The sequence below is a fragment of the Enterococcus sp. FDAARGOS_375 genome (assembly GCF_002393265.1).
Classification (GTDB): Bacteria; Bacillota; Bacilli; order Lactobacillales; family Enterococcaceae; genus Enterococcus_D; species Enterococcus_D innesii.
In genome coordinates this window covers 3265373-3283873 of record NZ_CP023515.1, presented here as the reverse complement: position 1 = coordinate 3283873, position 18501 = coordinate 3265373, and the positions used below count along the sequence as shown (strand labels likewise).

Below are 18501 nucleotides of genomic sequence, written 5' to 3'. Positions count from 1 at the left end.
AATTGCTGTAAAAGCCGCCGATTCAAAACATGCCGAAGATATTATGGCATTAGATGTGCGGGAAATCTCTTTACTAGCAGATTACTTTGTGATCTGTTCAGGAAATAGTGAACGTCAAATCAATGCGATCATCGATGAAGTCATCGATAAAGAAGAAGAAAATCAAGTATCTGTTCGCCGTGTCGAAGGAAAAGATGGTGGAAAATGGGTCTTGATCGATTTAGGTGACGTGATCGTTCACGTATTCAGTGCCTCAGAACGTGCTTTTTACAACCTAGAAAAATTATGGTCTGATGCGCCGCTTGTGGATCTTAATGAATGGGTCGTGGCGTAATGGCTTACGAAACCTTCGCATTTGTCTATGACGAAGTAATGGATTCCAGTCTCTATAAAAAGTGGCTGGATTTTTCTTGTCGTCATTTAGGAGAAAGAAAACAGCTGTTAGAATTGGCTTGTGGAACCGGTGCGTTAGCCGTTGAATTTGCCAATGCTGGTTTTGATGTGACTGGGTTGGATCTTTCAGAAGAGATGCTGATGATCGCTAGTCAACGGGCAGAAAAAGAAGCGGCAGCTGTGCAGTTTGTTGCGGGTGACATGCTGGATCTCGTAGATGTTGGCACCTATCAAGCAATTACCTGTTATTCTGACTCCCTTTGCTACATGGAAGACGAGCAGAGTGTGCAGCAAGTTTTTGATGGTGTTTACAGTTGTTTAGAAGAAGATGGCGTGTTTTTATTTGATGTGCATTCTTTATATCAAATCGATGAAGTCTTTCCTGATTATAGCTATCATTACCAAACCGATGAATTTGCCTTTCTTTGGGAAAGCTATCAAGGCGAAAAAGACCATAGCATTGAACACTTTCTGACCTTTTTTGTTGCACAAGAGAATGGCTTGTTTGAACGCTTAGATGAGCTTCATCAAGAAAGAACCTATCCTCTCGAAAGCTATTTAAGAATGTTAGAAAATGCTGGTTTTGCTAATGTTGAATGCTACGCCGATTTTATCGATACGAAACCAAATGAAAAAAGCCGTCGCTGGTTTTTTGTCTGCCATAAGTAACCGTTATGTAAAACAGGAGGGATGTCGATGAAGGCTTGCGGACTAGTCGTAGAATATAATCCTTTTCACCATGGACACCAATACCACGTGGACAAAGCTCGGCAAGAAACCAACGCCGAGGTCATTGTAGCCGTGATGAGTGGAAATTTTTTACAGCGTGGTGAACCGGCAATCATCGATAAATGGCAGCGAGCCCAAGCGGCATTGCAAAATGGCGTCGATTTGGTCGTTGAACTGCCATCCGCTTGGGCCGTCCAGTCTGCTGATTTTTTTGCAGCGGGAGCGATTAGGGTCTTACAAGATCTGCAATGTGATTCTTTGTGTTTTGGAACAGATGCGAAACAACCCTTTGACTATGCAAAGTTCGCTCAGTTTGAAAAAGAAAATCAGCGGATGATCGATGATGCATTTCAACGCATAGCTAGGCAAAATGCTACCTATAGTCAAAAAATGAGTGCGGTTCTCAGTGAGCTTTATCCTGAGTACCATGCAGAAAAAGATCAGCCGAATCATCTGTTGGGTATGGCGTATGCACGGGAAGTGTTACATTATGAAAAACCATTGCGCTTGGTCCCCATCCAACGTGTTGCGGCGTCCTATCATTCAGAACAATTCGATCATCCAACGATCGCCAGTGCAACAGCCATTCGCCAAGCAATCAAACAAGGTGCAGCTGTTGCGGATTTTGTTCCGGAAGCTACACAAAACTTTCTTTCACAAGCAACAGTCGACTGGGAAGCTTTTTGGCCGTACCTTCAATACCAGATCATTTCTGCCCCTCTTGAAAAATTAGCGGCTATTTACCAGATGGAAGAAGGACTAGAATATCGACTGAAACAATATGTGACGGCGGCGGATTCTTTTGCAGATTTTATCAAGTTGTTAAAGACGAAGCGTTATACCCAAACGCGGCTGCAGCGCCTTGCTTGTTATGTATTGTTCCAAGTGACAAAAGCTGAAATGAAGGAAGCCCAAGAACATTCCTTTATTCGAGTCTTAGGGTATACGAAGCAAGGGCAGCACTATTTAAAAGAGGTCAAAAAAGAGCTGACCCTGCCGCTGATCGCTAAATTCGGTAAGCAAGAAGCACAGCGCTATGGCTTGTCATTGCGGATCGACCAGATCTATCAACAAGGGAATGCTCAAATCACAGAACAAAATTTTCGAAGAATTCCGCTTTTTATTGATAAATAAGTGAAAATTACTTCACAGAACGCCATTTGACAAGTATAATGAATAAGGATTTTTAAAAACAAGAAAGCGAAGTGAAATCATGGGTCGTAAATGGGCAAATATCGTAGCGAAGAAAACTGCTAAAGATGCAAACAATAGCCGAGTTTATGCAAAATTTGGAATCGAAATCTACGCAGCAGCAAAATCGGGTGATCCTGATCCGCACGCGAACCAAAAATTACGCTTTGTTATCGAACGTGCGAAAACCTACAATGTGCCAAAACACATTATTGACCGTGCGATTGAAAAAGCCAAAGGTTCTGGCGATGAACAATACTCAGAACTTCGATATGAAGGATTTGGACCAAACGGATCTATGGTGATCGTCGATACTTTGACAAACAACGTCAATCGGACTGCAGCTGATGTTCGGGCCGCGTTTGGTAAAAACGGCGGGAACATGGGCGTTTCAGGTGCAGTTGCTTATATGTTTGATAACACGGCACTCTTTGGCTTTGCCGGTGACGATGCGGATGAGATCTTAGAATATTTGATGGACAAAGAGATCGATGTTCGTGATGTTGTTGAAGAAGATGGACAAATCATCGTTCACGGTGAACCAAGTGACTTCCATGCCATTCAAGAAGCCTTGAAAGAAAAAGGAATCACTGAATTCTCAATTGCAGAAATGCAAATGATTCCTCAAAATGAAGTAACCTTGACGGGTGACGATCTAGAAAAATTCGAAAAAATGATCGATGTGTTAGAAGATCTTGAAGACGTACAAAACGTCTATCACAATGTGGCAGACGCCGAAGAATAAAACGCACTTGGCAGCCTAGAGGTAATCTGGCTGCCATTTTTTGGTGTTTTTTTTCAATGGGTTTTCCGCTGCTTAGCCAAGTGAAAAAACAAGAGAGCGAGAAGCACTTCTCTTGAAAATTCTTCCAGATTCATTATCTTTTCAGTTGGTTTCTAGGCATTTTATATGTTATGATTTACTACATAAGCAAACAACTCGTTAGGGGGGCAGACATGGAAGAAAAAATCGTTTTAGAGCCATTTAATCGAATCTTAAGTGGTTTTGAGAAGCTAGCAGAAGTGTCTGTATCGATTTCTGACTGTTCGGCCCTTTGCCGAAAATATAAAAAGTATGGGGTAGAGGGGTATCGTTTGGGCGATTATCGTGGTTCTTCCTACTTAAATCGTTATTTAAACGTCGTGGTTGATCGCGCACCATTATTGATTTATAAAGAGCGTTTTTTGATTCCATTAGTCTTTCGCATGTCGGAATACTCTGAACGACTTTTTATCGATGAGTACCGAATGGAAGGGTTCTTCTTGCTGTTGGATTGGCTTTTAGAGCACCGACCAGAAAAAGCAATTATTGATTATAAACGAACGCGTGCTTTGCCTCACAGAAAAGAATTTGTTATCGATAGTTCATATGTACTTTTTCGATTGACAGAAATTCTTGATGGTGCTGGCTTCCCTCTTAGTCGCTTTACGACGATTGAGGAATTTAGTCAATGGAATCGTACCCATCGCTTGATCGATAACGGCAGTATCGGCCGACATACAAAATTATTCGTTCCAGAAGAGCCAGAACACGTTTCTGAGCTGCAAATGATTTTAACCATCGTCGGGATGCGTTATCCAGAAACCCGCTTGTTTATCGGCGAATTAAAAGGCTAAAAAACATCACTTTCGACTGTTTCTTCAAATGAAACAAGCCGATCGTGATGTTTTTTGTTAGTTTTTTAGTCAATCTTTGATGCTTCTTGGAACTGATAAGTGGCAGGATTAGCTTTTGCTAAAAGCGGCAATTCTTCGTTTGTAAGAATTGTCAACTGATGCATGGCCCGTGTCGCCATCGTATAGAAAATCAATTGGTCTTGTTCGGTCTCAAAAGCGGCCCCCAGCGTCCAGACAAAGACTTGGTCAAACTCTAGCCCTTTTGCTAAAAAGGCGGGGAAGATCATCACATTGCGTTTCATGAAGTCTTCTTCAGAAGTAATCAACTGCACTTGATCCTGCATTGTTTCTGCCAATTGATCATATAATTGTTGGCAATCCTTTGCGGTTTTACAAATGATCGCGGTGCGCCAACGCTGATTCTCAGCTGCGTCACGAATACTAGTTTCTAGGAAAGCCAGATTTTCAGTTGCAGTTCCTTTAGTAATTACTGGTACCGCCCCTTTACGAGCCGTCAATTCCACTTGATCACTGCCCACTAAAAATTGATTGGCGAAATCTGTGATTTCCTTAGTCGAACGATAGCTGGTTTTCAATTGATAACGTTTTACACTTTCGTGAGGGAATAATTCTGCTAATGCCCCGACGATCGTTTCATTGCCATACACTTTTTGATTCAAATCGCCGCAAAGGGTGATACCAGCCTTTGGATAAAGCTGACGCAGCAATGCCACTTGGGCAGGTGGGAAATCTTGCATTTCATCAATAAAGATAAACCGAGCTTTTTCTTCGACGTGAACAGGATAGAGCTGTTTAATCAGTAAGAAAAACAAAACGGCGTCTTCTTGTTTGATCTGTCTTTGGCGCATACCTTGACGAATGTCGGCAATACTTTGCTGCCAAGCCGCAGCCTCGATGCCAGTTTCTTTGACTGCAGCAGACTCAACCGATTGTAGAAAGTGTAAGTATTGTTTGGCTTGGTTGATAAACTGAAAGTTTTTCACTCCCCGCGTCAAGGAACGGAACTTCTTGCGGACGATTTGCTGTCTGAGCTTCTTCCGCAAACGACGTTCGTTTTCTTCGCTGTATTCTTGATGAGGATCGTTGGCGAATACTTGTTGCAATTGTTCTTCGGTCGCTTCTTTGACCCAGTCTTTTTTGGCTTCATCTTTTTCCAAGCCGCCGATTTTTTTTAATAATTTCGTTTGAAGCAGTTGGGTTCTTTGGTAAATCGGCAGTTCATTATTGGTTTCTTGATACCAGCGGCGAATTTGTTCTTTTGTCAAATAGGTTTGCCCTTGGATTTTTAGATCACGGAACAAGGGACCAATCGGTGCGATGGAACGGACATAACGGTTGATTTTTTCCACCAAGAAAAGACTGCTTTTGATTTTTTCAATGGCGTCGTCGTCTCCGCTTAAAAAGGTTTCTTCTTGTTGGGTTTCTTTCGTCACTTCATAGCCAGTCAGAATCAATTGGATAAAGTGGTGGAAGGTTCTTGTGGGCACTTCACTTTCCCCTAAAGAAGGCAGGACCATGGAAATATAATCAGAAAACAAATGATTGGGTGAAAACAGCAAGACTTGTTTTTCATCCAGCCATTTGCGATTCCGGTAAAGTAAAAAGGCGACCCGCTGCAACAAAGCAGAGGTTTTCCCACTTCCAGCAATCCCTTCGATCAGTAAGAATTTATTGGTGGTATCACGAATGATTTGGTTCTGCGCTTTTTGGATCGTTGAAACGATGTTACGCATTTGAGAAGAAGAGGCTTCATCCAAAATTTCCAACAAAAATTCGTCATTGATGATCTCCGAAGTATCGACCATCGACAAGATTTCACCATTTTGAATTTTAAATTGGCGTTTCAAAAGCAATTCTACCGTAAACCGATCAGTGTCTGTTTCGTAGAAGGTCTCACCAAGCTCTCCTTCATAGTAAAGATTGGCGATCGGTGCGCGCCAGTCAATGACGATCGTTTCTTCATCTTTGTCTCGCAATGAAGCGATCCCCAAATAGAGGGTCTCGGTCTCTTGTTCTTCTTTGAAATCGATTCGAGCAAAATACGGATTGCCCGCCATCGTTGTTAAGGTTTTGACGCGTTTTTCTTGCGATTCTGCGGTTTGGTATTTTATCAGCAATTCTTGTTCATGCTGCTGGTACTCGATAACTGATTCATAAAAGGCTTCACTGTCGCCCCCGCGAATTTTCTTATCGGCGATTTCTTTTAATTGATCATCCATTTTAGCGGCTAATTCTTGTTTTTGCTGCGAAAGGATCGCTTGTTCTCTGTGGATCAGAGCAATGGTTTCATTAACATGTTGTTGTTCTTTTTGACGTTCGTTCACGAAGGATCCTCCTTAAAAAAATTGCGACATAAAATTATAGCATATTTTCCCTGCGAATGTCGTGGAAAAAAAGAAACTATGCTAATATTTATAGAAAGAGCATAGTAATTCAAAAATTAGTCGAATTAGAGGTGGAAAGAGTGAGGGAAGAAGCAGAACTACTCCGACTGATCCAATCGGTGGGCGAAGGTGTTGGGGCACGTGCCATCGGTTTATCTGGTTCACGGACCGATCCGCAGGCGCCAAAAGATTTTTTGCAAGACTTTGATGTGGTTTATGTAATGGATGATATTCAGCCCTTGGTCGATGATCCTTCATGGTTAGAAGCCTTTGGACCGCTCATGATCAGGCAAACACCGGAAGCTAGCACCATCTATCCGCCCAGTCTGAGTGGTTGTTTTACGTACTTGATGCATTTTTTAGACGGAGTAAGAATCGATCTCATGCTTTGTCCTCTTGCACTGGTCGATCGGCTGGCTAACGAACCAGGCTTGCAGCCGCTGCTTGATCCAGACCAATTACTAAGTTTTACTAATCAAGCAAATCATTCGCATTACTGGATCAAGCGTCCGACCCAAGCCGCTTTTCGGGAACACTGCAACGAATTTTGGTGGGTAAGCACGTATGTCGTGAAAGGGCTGCTTCGAAAGCAGCTGATTTATGCTGCGGATCATTTATACACCATTTGTTGGCAAGAATTGTTATGGATTGAAGATTTGTTTGTTGCCCACACTCAGCAATTTCAGGTGAGTACTGGAAAAAATCATAAATACCTGCAGTCGTTTCTCACGGAAAAGGAGTGGCGGGAATTGACCTCATTGCTTGATTTTTCCACGATCACTGCTTGCGGTCAGTCACTTTTGAAGATGCAAAAACGTTTTGATGACCAAGCAAAGAAAATCAGCGAGAAATTGGGATTGGCTTATGATTGGCAAGAAGCTGAGAATGTCCAAACATATACGAAGTATTGGAGTGAAAAAAATTGGCAGATGAGTCCAGAGAATCAAAAATAAAAGGCAGTCAGATTCAGGCTTTTTGGCAACGATTTTTAAAAGTAAACTCAAGAAACCAATCTGCTCTGACCTATGAAGATGCTTGGTCCTTTGGTGATACCCCACAAATGGCCGATGAACTGGCAGCACTGGTTTTAGCTGGCAAAAAGACGGCAACGACATCTGCCGCTGCGCTCTATGAAATCGAGCAAGAAGCATTGCCGCAATCAGGAACGTATAGTGTTCTTTTAGATGGTTCGGATGTCCCAAGAGCTGTTCTTTATTTAGAGTCAGTGTCGATCGTGCCTTTTGATGAGGTGACAGCAGCGTTCGCCTTTTTAGAAGGGGAAGGAGATCGCACTTTGGCTTATTGGCGCCGTGTTCATGAAGCTTTTTTTCGACGAGCTTATGCCTCAGCGGGTTTGTCTTTTCATGCTCAAATGCTGTGTGTTTGCGAGAAGTTTTCTGTTGTGTATCAAGAAGATGAAGGCCATGATTTTCAATGAAAAGCGCGACAATCGCTTTTGTCTTTTTGAAAAAGGTGTATAATCAAAAGCAAACAAAGGAGGAAATCGTATGCCATTTATCCATGTCGAACTAGTTGAAGGGCGTTCACAAGAACAACTGACGAATATGATGAAAGAAATCACTGAGGCAGTCCATAAAAATACGGGTGCCCCTAAGGAGCATATCCACGTTATCATCAATGAAATGAAGCAAGGAACCTATGCTGTGAATGGCGATTGGAAATAATTCTCTTGCTTTTTCTTGTAGGTAGTGGTTTAATTGAGCCATAATCGATCAATAAAAAAGACACCTGAATTTGAGAGTCTTCGATAAGAGAGGGAAATCTTGGCTGAAAATTTCCTAGAAGAAAACCAAAGGATGACCACTTTTTTTAGACCTCTGTCGAAACGGAGGCGGTTGAACCGTTATCTCATGAAGAGGAAAACAGACTTTTTCTGTTTTTAAACAATAGGTGGAACCACGAGTGATCGTCCTAGTATCGTAACCGATACTAGGACTTTTTTTATTGATTGAAATCATTCAAAGGAGGACATTCATATGTCATTATTTATTACATTTCCTGATGGCGCAAAAAAAGAATTTGCTGTTGGGGTAACAACCAAAGAGATTGCTGAAAGTATCTCGAAAAGTCTTGCAAAAAAAGCCTTAGCTGGAAAAGTCAATGGACAACTGATCGATCTTAATCGTCCGATCGAAGAAGATGCAACGATTGAGATCGTGACACCCGATCACGAAGACGCCTTAGGCTTACTTCGTCATTCGACAGCTCATTTAATGGCTCAAGCTATGCGCAGACTCTATCCATCGATCCATTTTGGGGTAGGACCTGCAATTGATTCTGGTTTTTACTATGACACAGATAATGGGGAAAACCCAGTAACTGCGGAAGATCTACCTGCAATCGAAGCAGAAATGATGAAGATCATCAAAGAAAATCTGCCAATCGAACGACGTGTATTAACAAAAGAAGAAGCGTTGGCCCTTTTTGCCGAAGATCCATACAAAGTAGAGTTGATCACTGAATTACCAGATGACGAAACGATTACTGCCTATCAGCAAGGTGAATTTGTCGATCTTTGCCGCGGTCCTCACGTCCCATCAACTGGTCGTATCCAAGTATACAAATTGTTATCAGTGGCAGGTGCTTACTGGCGTGGAAGCTCTGATAACCAGATGATGCAACGAGTATACGGAACAGCCTTTTTCGATAAAAAAGACTTGAAGGAATTTATCCGTTTACGGGAAGAAGCAAAAGAACGCGATCATCGTAAACTAGGGAAAGAATTAGAATTGTTTATGTTGTCTCCTGAAGTCGGCGCTGGTCTGCCTTTCTGGCTGCCAAAAGGAGCAACGATCCGTCGTACGATCGAACGTTATATCGTTGATAAAGAAGTTAGCCTTGGGTACCAACACGTATACACACCAATCATGGCAAACGTGGACTTATACAAAACATCAGGGCATTGGGATCATTACCACGAGGACATGTTCCCACCAATGGATATGGGTGATGGCGAAATGCTGGTTCTACGACCAATGAATTGCCCGCATCACATGATGGTTTACAAAAATGACATCCATTCGTATCGTGAACTACCAATTCGAATCGCTGAATTAGGGATGATGCATCGCTACGAAAAATCTGGCGCGCTATCAGGGTTGCAACGGGTTCGTGAAATGACCTTAAATGACGGTCATACATTCGTTCGTCCTGATCAAATCAAAGAAGAATTCAAACGGACACTGGATCTTATGGTGGGCGTTTACGAAGACTTTAATATTACTGACTATCGTTTCCGTTTAAGCTATCGCGATCCACAAAATAAAGACAAATATTTTGATGACGATGCGATGTGGGAAAATGCGCAAACAATGCTAAAAGCAGCCATGGATGAATTAGAATTGGATTATTTTGAAGCTGACGGTGAAGCAGCTTTCTACGGACCTAAACTAGATGTCCAAGTGAAAACAGCTTTAGGTATGGAAGAAACATTGTCAACGATCCAATTGGATTTCTTATTGCCAGAACGTTTTGATTTGACATACGTTGGTGAAGATGGCGAAAACAACCACCGTCCAGTGGTGATCCACCGCGGGATCGTTTCAACAATGGAACGTTTTGTGGCTTATTTGACAGAAGTCTATAAAGGCGCATTCCCAACTTGGTTGGCACCAATCCAAGCATCGATCATTCCGGTCTCAGTCGAAGCCCACAGCGACTATGCCTACGAAATCAAAGAACGTTTGCAAGCGCAAGGTCTACGAGTGGAAGTAGATGATCGCAATGAAAAAATGGGGTACAAGATCCGTGCGTCGCAAACACAAAAAATTCCTTACCAAATCGTTGTTGGGGATCAAGAAGTCAATGACGCAACAGTCAATATCCGTCGCTATGGCAGCAAAGAAACTCAAGTGGAAGAGTTGAATCTTTTTGTTGATGCTATGGCTGCAGAAGTGAAAAACTATAGTCGCGCATAGTTTTTGTTACAAAGAAGATAATTGTCTTATAGTATATGCACCTGCTTTTTAGCAGGTGCTGTTTATCTATTTTTGTTCTATAAAAACTGTGGAAAATGCAGAAAATTTTGTTTTTGTGAATAAAATCATATATAATTAACAGGTAGCAACAAGGAGAAAAATAGAAGGGGTATGTGATGAACTATAATTATGGAGTAAGAAAAAAATCGGTTGTATCGGTCATTCTATTAACATTTATTACTTGTGGCATTTATACATTCTTTTGGATGTACCAAACAACCAAAGAACTAGCAGAGTACAGTGGGGACAATCGTCTTTCACCAGAGACGTCGATTTTATTAACGATCCTTACTTGTGGGTTGTACCAAATTTATTGGTGGTATCGAATCGCGGATATCTTTATGAGTGCGCAACAACGAGCGAAAATGCCTCGTTTGAGTGACAACAAAATTCTGTTTGTTGTCTTAAGCCTCTTTAATTTTGATTTTATCAATATGGCGATTTTACAAGGAGACATGAACCAAATGTGGGAAGCAGTTGATCAAAATACTATGACATCATCTGATGCTTCAAATGATCCGTTTGATTCAGATGATTGGGTCGATTATTGATCTGTCCGTTTAAATGGATAACGGGGGTTCCTTGTTCAGGTTGTGGCATGACGCGCGCATATTTACATTTATTCCAAGGCGATCTTCAAGGCGCGCTACATTTTCATCCCTTGTTTTGGTTAGTGCCGATCGTATTCGGGATCGTTTTATTCAAAAAAAATCCGAAAATCGGCAAACTTTACCACAGTCAAAACCTGTGGGTGACATTGACACTTTTAGTACTAGTAATTTATGGTGGTCGGCTCTGGCTTCATTTCCCACATGAAGCGCCCATGGACTTTGATCCAGAAAGTATTTTCCCACAACTACTACGTCGGATTGGTCAAGTGATTCACTAACATCCATTCACCCAAGCATTAAAAAACATTAAGAAAATGCTTTGTTTTTTTCTGAAAGCGAAGGGAACATGCGACAGTAGTTGAATCTTTATGAAAATTGTGTTATATTTACAATGTAATGATACTTAGAGTGAGTGAGCGGTTTTTTCGCTCACTCTTTTTAATGGAATGAAGTTCGTTTCGTTGAGAAATAAAGGAGGCGATGTTGTGAGTACAGTAGTGGAAACTGTTACAGATATAGTGACCCCTATTCTGGTTGCGCAAAAATTTGAATTAGTTGAAGTAGAATTCGTGAAGGAAGGGAAAAATTGGTTTCTTCGTGTGTTCATCGATAAAGAAGGCGGAATCGATATCGAGGAATGTGCCTTTGTCAGTGAACAACTTAGTGAACAATTAGACCAATGCGATCCTGATCCTATTCCACAAGCCTATTTCTTGGAAGTTTCTTCCCCTGGCGCCGAGCGTCCATTGAAGAAAGAAGCAGATTATCAACGGGCAGTCGGCGAGTACATTCATGTTTCTTTGTATCAACCGATTGATGGAGAAAAACAGTTCGAAGGCTTTTTACAGTCATTCGACGAAAATCAGCTAGTTATGAAGACCCGAATCAAAACCAGAGAAAAAGAACGAACGATCGACCGGAAAAATATTGCCAAAGCTCGTTTAGCCATTCAATTTTAAACACGGAGGAATGAAAGAATCATGAGTAAAGAAATGTTGAATGCATTGGATGCATTAGAAGCAGAGAAAGGCATTTCAAAAGAGATTGTCATCGATGCCTTGGAAGCGGCATTGGTTTCAGCGTACAAACGTCATTACGGGCAAGCACAAAATGTGGAAGTGGAATTTGATCAGAAAAAAGGCAACATCCACGTATATGCAGTCAAAGAAGTGACAGAAGAAGTCATGGACTCGCAACTAGAGGTTTCATTAAAAGAAGCGATGACAATCAACCCCGCTTATGAAATCGGCGACAAAATCCGCTTTGAAGTAACACCTAAAGACTTTGGTCGTATTGCGGCGCAAACGGCCAAACAAGTCATTTTGCAACGAGTTCGAGAAGCAGAAAGAAACATTATCTATAACGAATTTAGTGCTTATGAAAAAGACATTCTACAAGGAATCGTAGAGCGTCAAGACAATCGTTATATTTATGTGAACTTAGGTAAAATTGAAGCAGTACTTTCAAAACAAGACCAAATGCCAAATGAGTTTTATCAACCCCATGATCGGATCAAAGTATTCGTTTCTCGTGTTGAAAATACGTCTAAAGGGCCTCAAGTATTCGTTAGCCGTAGCCATCCAGATTTGCTACGCCGATTATTTGAACAAGAAGTGCCAGAAGTATATGATGGTACTGTAGAGATCGTAAGTATCGCTCGTGAAGCAGGGGATCGTGCCAAAGTGGCTGTTCGTTCTTTTGATGCTAACGTTGATCCTGTCGGCACTTGTGTTGGTCCTAAAGGACAACGGGTTCAAGCAATCGTCAATGAACTAAAAGGCGAAAATATGGACATCGTGGAATGGAATGAAGATCCAGCGATCTTCATTGCCAATGCATTGAATCCAGCGGAAGTTAGCGACGTTATTTTCGATGTTGATAATCCGAAGTCTTGTACCGTTGTCGTGCCTGATTACCAATTGTCATTGGCGATCGGTAAACGGGGACAAAATGCCCGCCTGGCAGCGAAATTGACTGGCTTCAAAATCGATATTAAATCAGAAACAGACATGGAAGAGTTTTATGCGAAGTTGGATGAAGGCGACTATATCGATGAGTATGATGCAAATGCTTCAGAAGCTGCTGAAGAAATCAGCACAGAAGCAACGGAATCTACAGAAACGCTCGATGAAGCAATCCTTTCATCAGACATGACTGCAGATGATTACGAAAATGTTGAGTTTGACGAAAAATAGTTGAGGTGAGATCGTGATGAAAAAACGAAAAATTCCTTTACGAAAATCAGTGATTTCAGGTGAAATGTTGCCTAAGAAAGAAATGCTTCGTATCACTCGTTCAAAAGAAGGCGTTGTTTCTATTGATCCAACCGGAAAAATGCCTGGTCGTGGTGCCTATATAGCGATCGAACCGGCTGAAGCCCAGAAAGCTTGGGATAAGCGTATTTTAGATCGAGTGTTGGAAACGAAATTGACAGATGAATTTTACCAAGAACTATTGGACTATGTAACGCACCAAAAAGCGCGAAAAGAGTTATTTGCAAATGAATAAAACCAAAGCATTAAATATGTTAGGACTAGCCATGCGTGCTGGGAAATTAGTGACTGGTGAAGAAATGACCTTAAAAGAGATTCGCAATGAGAAAGCTGCTTTGGTCATTGTCGCCAGTGATGCTGGTAAAAATACACAAAAGAAAATTAAGGACAAAAGTTCTTATTACGAAATTCCGCTCCTAGATGCATTTTCTGCTGATGAAATCAGTGCGGCCATTGGGAAACCAAGAATGGTCATTGGCATCTTAGATCAAGGATTTGCAAGGAAGGTGCAGGAATTAATATTAGGTTAGGAAGGTGATTGCATGGGGAAAAAAAGAATTTATGAACTTGCAAAAGAATGGAACAAATCGAGCAAAGAGGTTGTTGAAAAAGCACAATCTTTAGGCTTTGATGTCAAAAATCATATGGGCGCGATCTCAGATGGAGAGGCGCAGAAATTGCAGCAGTCATTAGGCGGCAATCCAAATGGTAAAACATCTGCAAACTCAAATCCCGCAAATCAGAAACCAGCCAACCAGCCGGAAAAACAAGAACAAAAGAAATTTAAAACGCAAAGAAATAATCCTAACTTCCAAAACCGTCATAACAATCAAAGTCAACAGCGAACTGCGCAAAGTAATAACCGTCCTGCTGGTCAAGGACAAGTAGATCGCACGAACAGTCAAGGAAGTAACAGACCAAATAACCAAGGAAGTCATAATCGAGTGAATAACCAAGAGAATCGTAACAATCAAGGGCAACAAAATCGCCCAACAAACCAAGGACAACAAAACCGTCCGAATAATCAAGGGCAACAAAACCGCCCAACAAACCAAGGACAGCAAAACCGTCCAAACAATCAAGGACAACAAAACCGCCCGAATAACCAAGGGCAACAAAACCGTCCAAACAATCAAGGACAACAAAATCGTCCGAATAACCAAGGACAACAAAACCGCCCAACAAACCAAGGGCAGCAAAACCGTCCGAACAACCAAGGACAACAAAACCGTCCGGCCGCTCAATCTGGAGGAAATACGCAAGGGGCAGACCGTAACAATAACCGTGCGCAAGGATCGAATGATTCCCGTGGAGGAAATCAAAACCGCGGCAAGTCAAATTACGGTGGTCCCAATAACAATTTCAACAATAACAATCGCAACAAATTTAACAAAAAAGGCAAAAAAGGCCGTCAGCAGACGGAAAAGAAACCGCCAGTTCCAGCACGTAAATTCCGTGAGTTACCAGAAGTATTGGAATACACAGAAGGCATGAACGTAGCGGATATCGCGAAAAAAATCTACCGTGAACCAGCTGAAATCATCAAGAAACTCTTTATGATGGGGGTTATGGTCAATCAAAACCAACCTTTAGATAAAGATACGATTGAACTGCTTGCTACTGATTACGGAATTGAACCACAAGAAAAAGTCCAAGTGGATATCGCAGACATCGATAAATTCTTTGAAGAAGAAGAACAAGTCGAAGAGAACTTGGTGTCACGACCACCTGTTGTGACGATCATGGGACACGTTGACCATGGGAAAACAACCTTGCTTGATACTTTACGCCATTCACGAGTGACGAGTGGTGAAGCTGGAGGAATCACCCAGCATATTGGGGCTTACCAAATCGACATCAATGGCAAACCAATCACTTTCTTAGATACTCCTGGACACGCGGCCTTTACCAGTATGCGTGCACGGGGAGCAAGTATCACCGATATCACGATTTTAGTTGTCGCAGCTGATGATGGTGTGATGCCACAGACGGTGGAAGCAATCAACCATGCGAAAGCAGCAAAAGTACCGATCATCGTTGCAGTAAACAAAATCGATAAGCCAGGTGCCAACCCACAACACGTGATGCAAGAATTAAGTGAACATGAGTTGATCCCAGAAGCCTGGGGTGGCGATACGATTTTCGTTGAAATCTCAGCGAAATTTGGGCAAAACATTGAAGAATTGCTTGAAATGATTCTTTTAGTAGCAGAAGTGGAAGATTTGAAAGCTGATCCTACCCAACGGGCAATCGGTACCGTCATTGAAGCACGCCTTGATAAAGGAAAAGGACCTGTGGCTACCCTATTGGTTCAACAAGGAACGCTTCATGTAGGTGATCCAATCGTTGTAGGGAATACCTTCGGTCGTGTTCGGGTAATGACGAATGACTTAGGTCGTCGTGATAAAACAGCAGGACCTGCTACACCTGTCGAAATCACAGGATTGAACGATGTCCCTCAAGCAGGGGATCGTTTCGTTACTTTTGAAGACGAGAAAACAGCTCGGGCAGCAGGGGAAGAACGGGCAAAACGTGCTTTAATGGAGCAACGCGCATCAAGTAGTCGTGTGACATTAGATAACTTGTTTGAAAGTCTAAAAGAAGGCGAACTGAAAGAAGTAAATGTCATCATCAAAGCAGACGTACAGGGTTCAGCTGAAGCATTAGCTGCGTCATTGAAGAAAATCGATGTGGAAGGTGTGCGAGTAAACATCGTCCATTCAGCCGTTGGTGCCATCAATGAAAGTGATGTAACGCTAGCAGCGGCAAGTAATGCCATCATCATCGGATTTAACGTCCGTCCAACACCGCAAGCCAAACAGCAAGCGGAAGCGGAAAAAGTCGATATTCGTTTGCATCGCATCATCTACAAAGCGATCGAAGAAATCGAAACAGCGATGAAAGGGATGCTTGATCCTGAATTCGAAGAAAAAATCACTGGTCAAATGATCGTTCGTGAAACATACAAAGTTTCTAAAGTGGGTACGATTGCTGGTTGCTATGTGACGGAAGGCAGCATTCGTCGTGACAGTGGCGTTCGCGTGATCCGCGACGGTATCGTTATCTATGAAGGCAAACTTGCCAGCTTGAAACGCTTCAAAGACGATGTCAAAGAAGTGAAGCTAGGGTTTGAATGTGGCGCGATGATCGAGAAATTCAACGATCTTAAAGTTGATGACGTGGTCGAAGGCTATGTGATGGAAGAAGTACCGACAAAATAACGGAATGACAACTATACAAGGAGGCTTTTTGAATGGCTAATTATCGAGATCGCCGAGTGGCACAAGAAATCTTAAAAGAAGTCAATCAAATTCTTCGTAAAAAAGTTCGTGATCCTCGCGTGCAAGATGTGACGATCACAGATGTACGAGTAACTGGAGATTTGCAGCAAGCAACGATTTTTTACAGCACTCTAACGGACTTAGCTTCAGATAAGCAAAAAGCCCAAGCAGGACTGGAAAAAGCAACTGGTTTAGTTCGTCGTGAATTAGGTCAAGCGTTAACGCTCTATAAAGTCCCAGAAATCCAATTTGAACTGGATGAATCTGTACAATACGGGAATAAAATTGATGAAATGATTCGTTCATTGCACTCAGAAGAATAAAAAAAGAACAGCTTCCAATCGAAGCTGTTCTTTTTTTATTTGAAATGAGCATCAGGTATTCATCAGTAAAGTGACCAGTCCAGCAACCCCTGTCCCCAAAAGCCAACCGCCAATCACGTCTGTTAAAAAATGGATCCCTAAGTAGACTCTGCTAAAGCCAATCATAAAGCTTAACAAAATTGCCAGTAGAGTCATCGGAAGGACTGCTGTGGGAACCAAAATTCCAAGATTCAAAGCAATCGTTCCGTACATAGCGGCTGATGTGGCAGCATGGGCACTAGGAAAACTATGGTCCTTTTCTTCAACCAAACGATGATCGATCGGCCGATCTCTTCGGACGATTCGTTTGATTAGATAAGCAGCTGCTGATACTATGAAGATACTGACTGCTGTTTTTGGTGCAAGATCCGCCCGCGATGATGGAAAGGCAAACAACAGTAAAGCGATCGCAACTGTCGGAAAGGCTTTTCCTAAATTGGTAAAAAAGTGCATCATGCGCGTCAAAGACGGAGTACGGCTTTGGATGATCTGCAAAGCAAACGCTTCTTCCCAACGCTGCATCGTGCCGAGCTGAATCATGATCAAAAAAATGGCAAATCCAATAAATGAGCCTATCGTTAAAACAACCATTTTAGGACCTCCTTATATGCTTAGTTTATCATGTAATGAGAAGGTGCGAAAAGGATTTTGTCGTGCAATGATTTTTTTTTATATGTTATAATAAGCAAGTTGAAGTGAAATGGAGGAATACGATGGACGGGATTTTACCATTATGGAAAGAGCGTGGACAAACTAGTCACGACTGCGTGTTTAAATTACGAAAAATATTAAAGACAAAAAAGATTGGGCACAGCGGCACACTAGATCCTGACGTGGATGGTGTCTTGCCCATTTGTATCGGAAAAGGAACGAAAATCGTTGAATACTTGGTTGATTCTGGAAAAGTCTACACCGGTGAGATCACTTTGGGCTTCAGTACCACTACAGAAGATCGGTCGGGGGATATCGTTGAACAACAAGCACTAACTCGTCCGTTTACGAAGGAAGAGATCGATCAGGCAATGAAACAGTTGACGGGTACGATTACCCAAGTACCCCCGATGTATTCGGCGGTCAAAGTCAATGGCAAACGACTTTACGAATATGCCCGCAACAATGAAACTGTCGAGCGGCCACAACGCAAAGCCGAAATTTATTCCTTTGAACGAATTTCAGAGCCGGTTACTCATGAGGACAATACGCAAAGCTGGCGTTTTGAAGTTTCTTGTGGAAAAGGGACTTATGTTCGCACATTAGCGGTCGACACAGGGAAATTGCTGGGTGTACCCGCGCATATGTCTGATTTGACACGCCTAAAAAGCGGTGGTTTTTCTAAAGAACAATCTTACACGATTGCAGAGGTTCAAAAGGCAGTCGATGAACAACGTGTTCCGGAACTACTACTACCTTTAGAATACGGGGTATCGGAGTTTGTTCAAGTGACGATCGATGCGGACCTCTGGCAGAAAGTAAAAAATGGCATGCGTTTGCCATTTCGTGCATTTGGATTACAAGAGCGCCCAGAAGAGTTAGTGGCGATTTTCTATCAAGAAAAATTAATTAGTATTTATAAAGCTCATGACAAATACCACGATATGATGAAACCGGTAAAAGTCATCCGTACAGAAATAGGAGAATGAA

The 18501-nt window shown here is 42.1% G+C and carries 20 protein-coding genes; 18 read left to right on the top strand and 2 right to left on the bottom strand.

Annotation, left to right across the window (positions count from 1 at the left end; genetic code table 11):
* Positions 1-43 precede the first annotated feature (43 nt).
* The 5 genes from rsfS to CO692_RS16975 all read left to right on the top strand — a co-directional run bounded on the left by rsfS (position 44) and on the right by CO692_RS16975 (position 3930).
* A complete protein-coding gene (gene rsfS, locus CO692_RS16995; protein ID WP_005225908.1) occupies positions 44-334 on the top strand; it encodes a ribosome silencing factor in 291 nt (96 codons plus the stop codon).
* Positions 334-1062 (top strand): class I SAM-dependent DNA methyltransferase, encoded by a 729-nt coding sequence (locus CO692_RS16990; protein ID WP_096742884.1) that lies wholly within the window; start codon positions 334-336, stop codon positions 1060-1062. The genes rsfS and CO692_RS16990 overlap by 1 nt, the downstream gene beginning before the upstream one ends.
* Before the next feature lie 27 nt (positions 1063-1089).
* Positions 1090-2256 (top strand): nucleotidyltransferase, encoded by a 1167-nt coding sequence (locus CO692_RS16985; RefSeq protein WP_096742798.1) that lies wholly within the window; start codon positions 1090-1092, stop codon positions 2254-2256.
* Positions 2257-2335: 79 nt separating this feature from the next.
* The gene (locus CO692_RS16980; protein WP_005225911.1) at positions 2336-3058 is read left to right on the top strand and encodes a YebC/PmpR family DNA-binding transcriptional regulator; all 723 of its coding nucleotides are present in this window, start codon (positions 2336-2338) and stop codon (positions 3056-3058) included.
* A gap of 212 nt (positions 3059-3270) precedes the next feature.
* Entirely contained in the window at positions 3271-3930 is a 660-nt protein-coding gene (locus CO692_RS16975; protein ID WP_096742797.1) for a hypothetical protein, read from the top strand.
* Between the two features lie 65 nt (positions 3931-3995).
* On the opposite strand, the gene helD is transcribed toward CO692_RS16975, so the two are convergent.
* Entirely contained in the window at positions 3996-6275 is a 2280-nt protein-coding gene (gene helD / locus CO692_RS16970; RefSeq protein ID WP_096742796.1) for an RNA polymerase recycling motor HelD, read from the bottom strand.
* A 140-nt stretch (positions 6276-6415) separates the two neighbouring features.
* On the opposite strand from helD, the gene CO692_RS16965 reads away from it, so the two are divergent.
* The 12 genes from CO692_RS16965 (at position 6416) to rbfA (ending at position 16821) form a co-directional block, all read left to right on the top strand.
* Complete coding sequence (locus CO692_RS16965; RefSeq protein WP_096742795.1) at positions 6416-7288, top strand: aminoglycoside 6-adenylyltransferase; 873 nt, start codon at positions 6416-6418, stop codon at positions 7286-7288.
* Positions 7258-7773, top strand: coding sequence for an ASCH domain-containing protein (locus CO692_RS16960; RefSeq protein WP_096742794.1), 516 nt, complete (start codon positions 7258-7260; stop codon positions 7771-7773). Before CO692_RS16965 ends, CO692_RS16960 begins: the two co-directional genes overlap by 31 nt.
* A gap of 70 nt (positions 7774-7843) precedes the next feature.
* Positions 7844-8020 (top strand): 2-hydroxymuconate tautomerase, encoded by a 177-nt coding sequence (locus CO692_RS16955; RefSeq protein ID WP_005225916.1) that lies wholly within the window; start codon positions 7844-7846, stop codon positions 8018-8020.
* A gap of 312 nt (positions 8021-8332) precedes the next feature.
* Positions 8333-10273: a threonine--tRNA ligase gene (gene thrS / locus CO692_RS16945; protein WP_096742793.1), complete on the top strand. Its 1941-nt coding sequence runs from the start codon at positions 8333-8335 to the stop codon at positions 10271-10273.
* A gap of 176 nt (positions 10274-10449) precedes the next feature.
* Positions 10450-10884, top strand: coding sequence for a DUF4234 domain-containing protein (locus tag CO692_RS16940; RefSeq protein ID WP_096742792.1), 435 nt, complete (start codon positions 10450-10452; stop codon positions 10882-10884).
* A gap of 47 nt (positions 10885-10931) precedes the next feature.
* On the top strand, positions 10932-11222 hold the full coding sequence (locus CO692_RS16935; protein ID WP_264291237.1) for a DUF2752 domain-containing protein: 291 nt from the start codon (positions 10932-10934) through the stop codon (positions 11220-11222).
* Between the two features lie 207 nt (positions 11223-11429).
* Entirely contained in the window at positions 11430-11903 is a 474-nt protein-coding gene (rimP, locus tag CO692_RS16930) for a ribosome maturation factor RimP (protein WP_096742790.1), read from the top strand.
* 21 nt (positions 11904-11924) lie between these two features.
* Positions 11925-13139, top strand: coding sequence for a transcription termination factor NusA (gene nusA, locus CO692_RS16925; protein ID WP_077454434.1), 1215 nt, complete (start codon positions 11925-11927; stop codon positions 13137-13139).
* Between the two features lie 16 nt (positions 13140-13155).
* Positions 13156-13452: an RNase P modulator RnpM gene (gene rnpM, locus CO692_RS16920; protein ID WP_005225922.1), complete on the top strand. Its 297-nt coding sequence runs from the start codon at positions 13156-13158 to the stop codon at positions 13450-13452.
* A complete protein-coding gene (locus tag CO692_RS16915) occupies positions 13445-13747 on the top strand; it encodes a YlxQ-related RNA-binding protein (RefSeq protein ID WP_015509584.1) in 303 nt (100 codons plus the stop codon). Before rnpM ends, CO692_RS16915 begins: the two co-directional genes overlap by 8 nt.
* Positions 13748-13759: 12 nt before the next feature.
* Positions 13760-16438 (top strand): translation initiation factor IF-2, encoded by a 2679-nt coding sequence (gene infB / locus CO692_RS16910; RefSeq protein WP_096742789.1) that lies wholly within the window; start codon positions 13760-13762, stop codon positions 16436-16438.
* A gap of 32 nt (positions 16439-16470) precedes the next feature.
* Positions 16471-16821, top strand: coding sequence for a 30S ribosome-binding factor RbfA (rbfA, locus tag CO692_RS16905; protein ID WP_077454432.1), 351 nt, complete (start codon positions 16471-16473; stop codon positions 16819-16821).
* A gap of 51 nt (positions 16822-16872) precedes the next feature.
* Here the strand turns inward: rbfA and CO692_RS16900 are convergent, their stop codons facing one another.
* The gene (locus tag CO692_RS16900; RefSeq protein WP_081118623.1) at positions 16873-17451 is read right to left on the bottom strand and encodes a phosphatase PAP2 family protein; all 579 of its coding nucleotides are present in this window, start codon (positions 17449-17451) and stop codon (positions 16873-16875) included.
* 122 nt (positions 17452-17573) lie between these two features.
* Between CO692_RS16900 and truB the strand changes: the two genes are divergently transcribed.
* Positions 17574-18500 (top strand): tRNA pseudouridine(55) synthase TruB, encoded by a 927-nt coding sequence (truB, locus tag CO692_RS16895; RefSeq protein WP_096742788.1) that lies wholly within the window; start codon positions 17574-17576, stop codon positions 18498-18500.
* Position 18501: the final 1 nt, after the last annotated feature.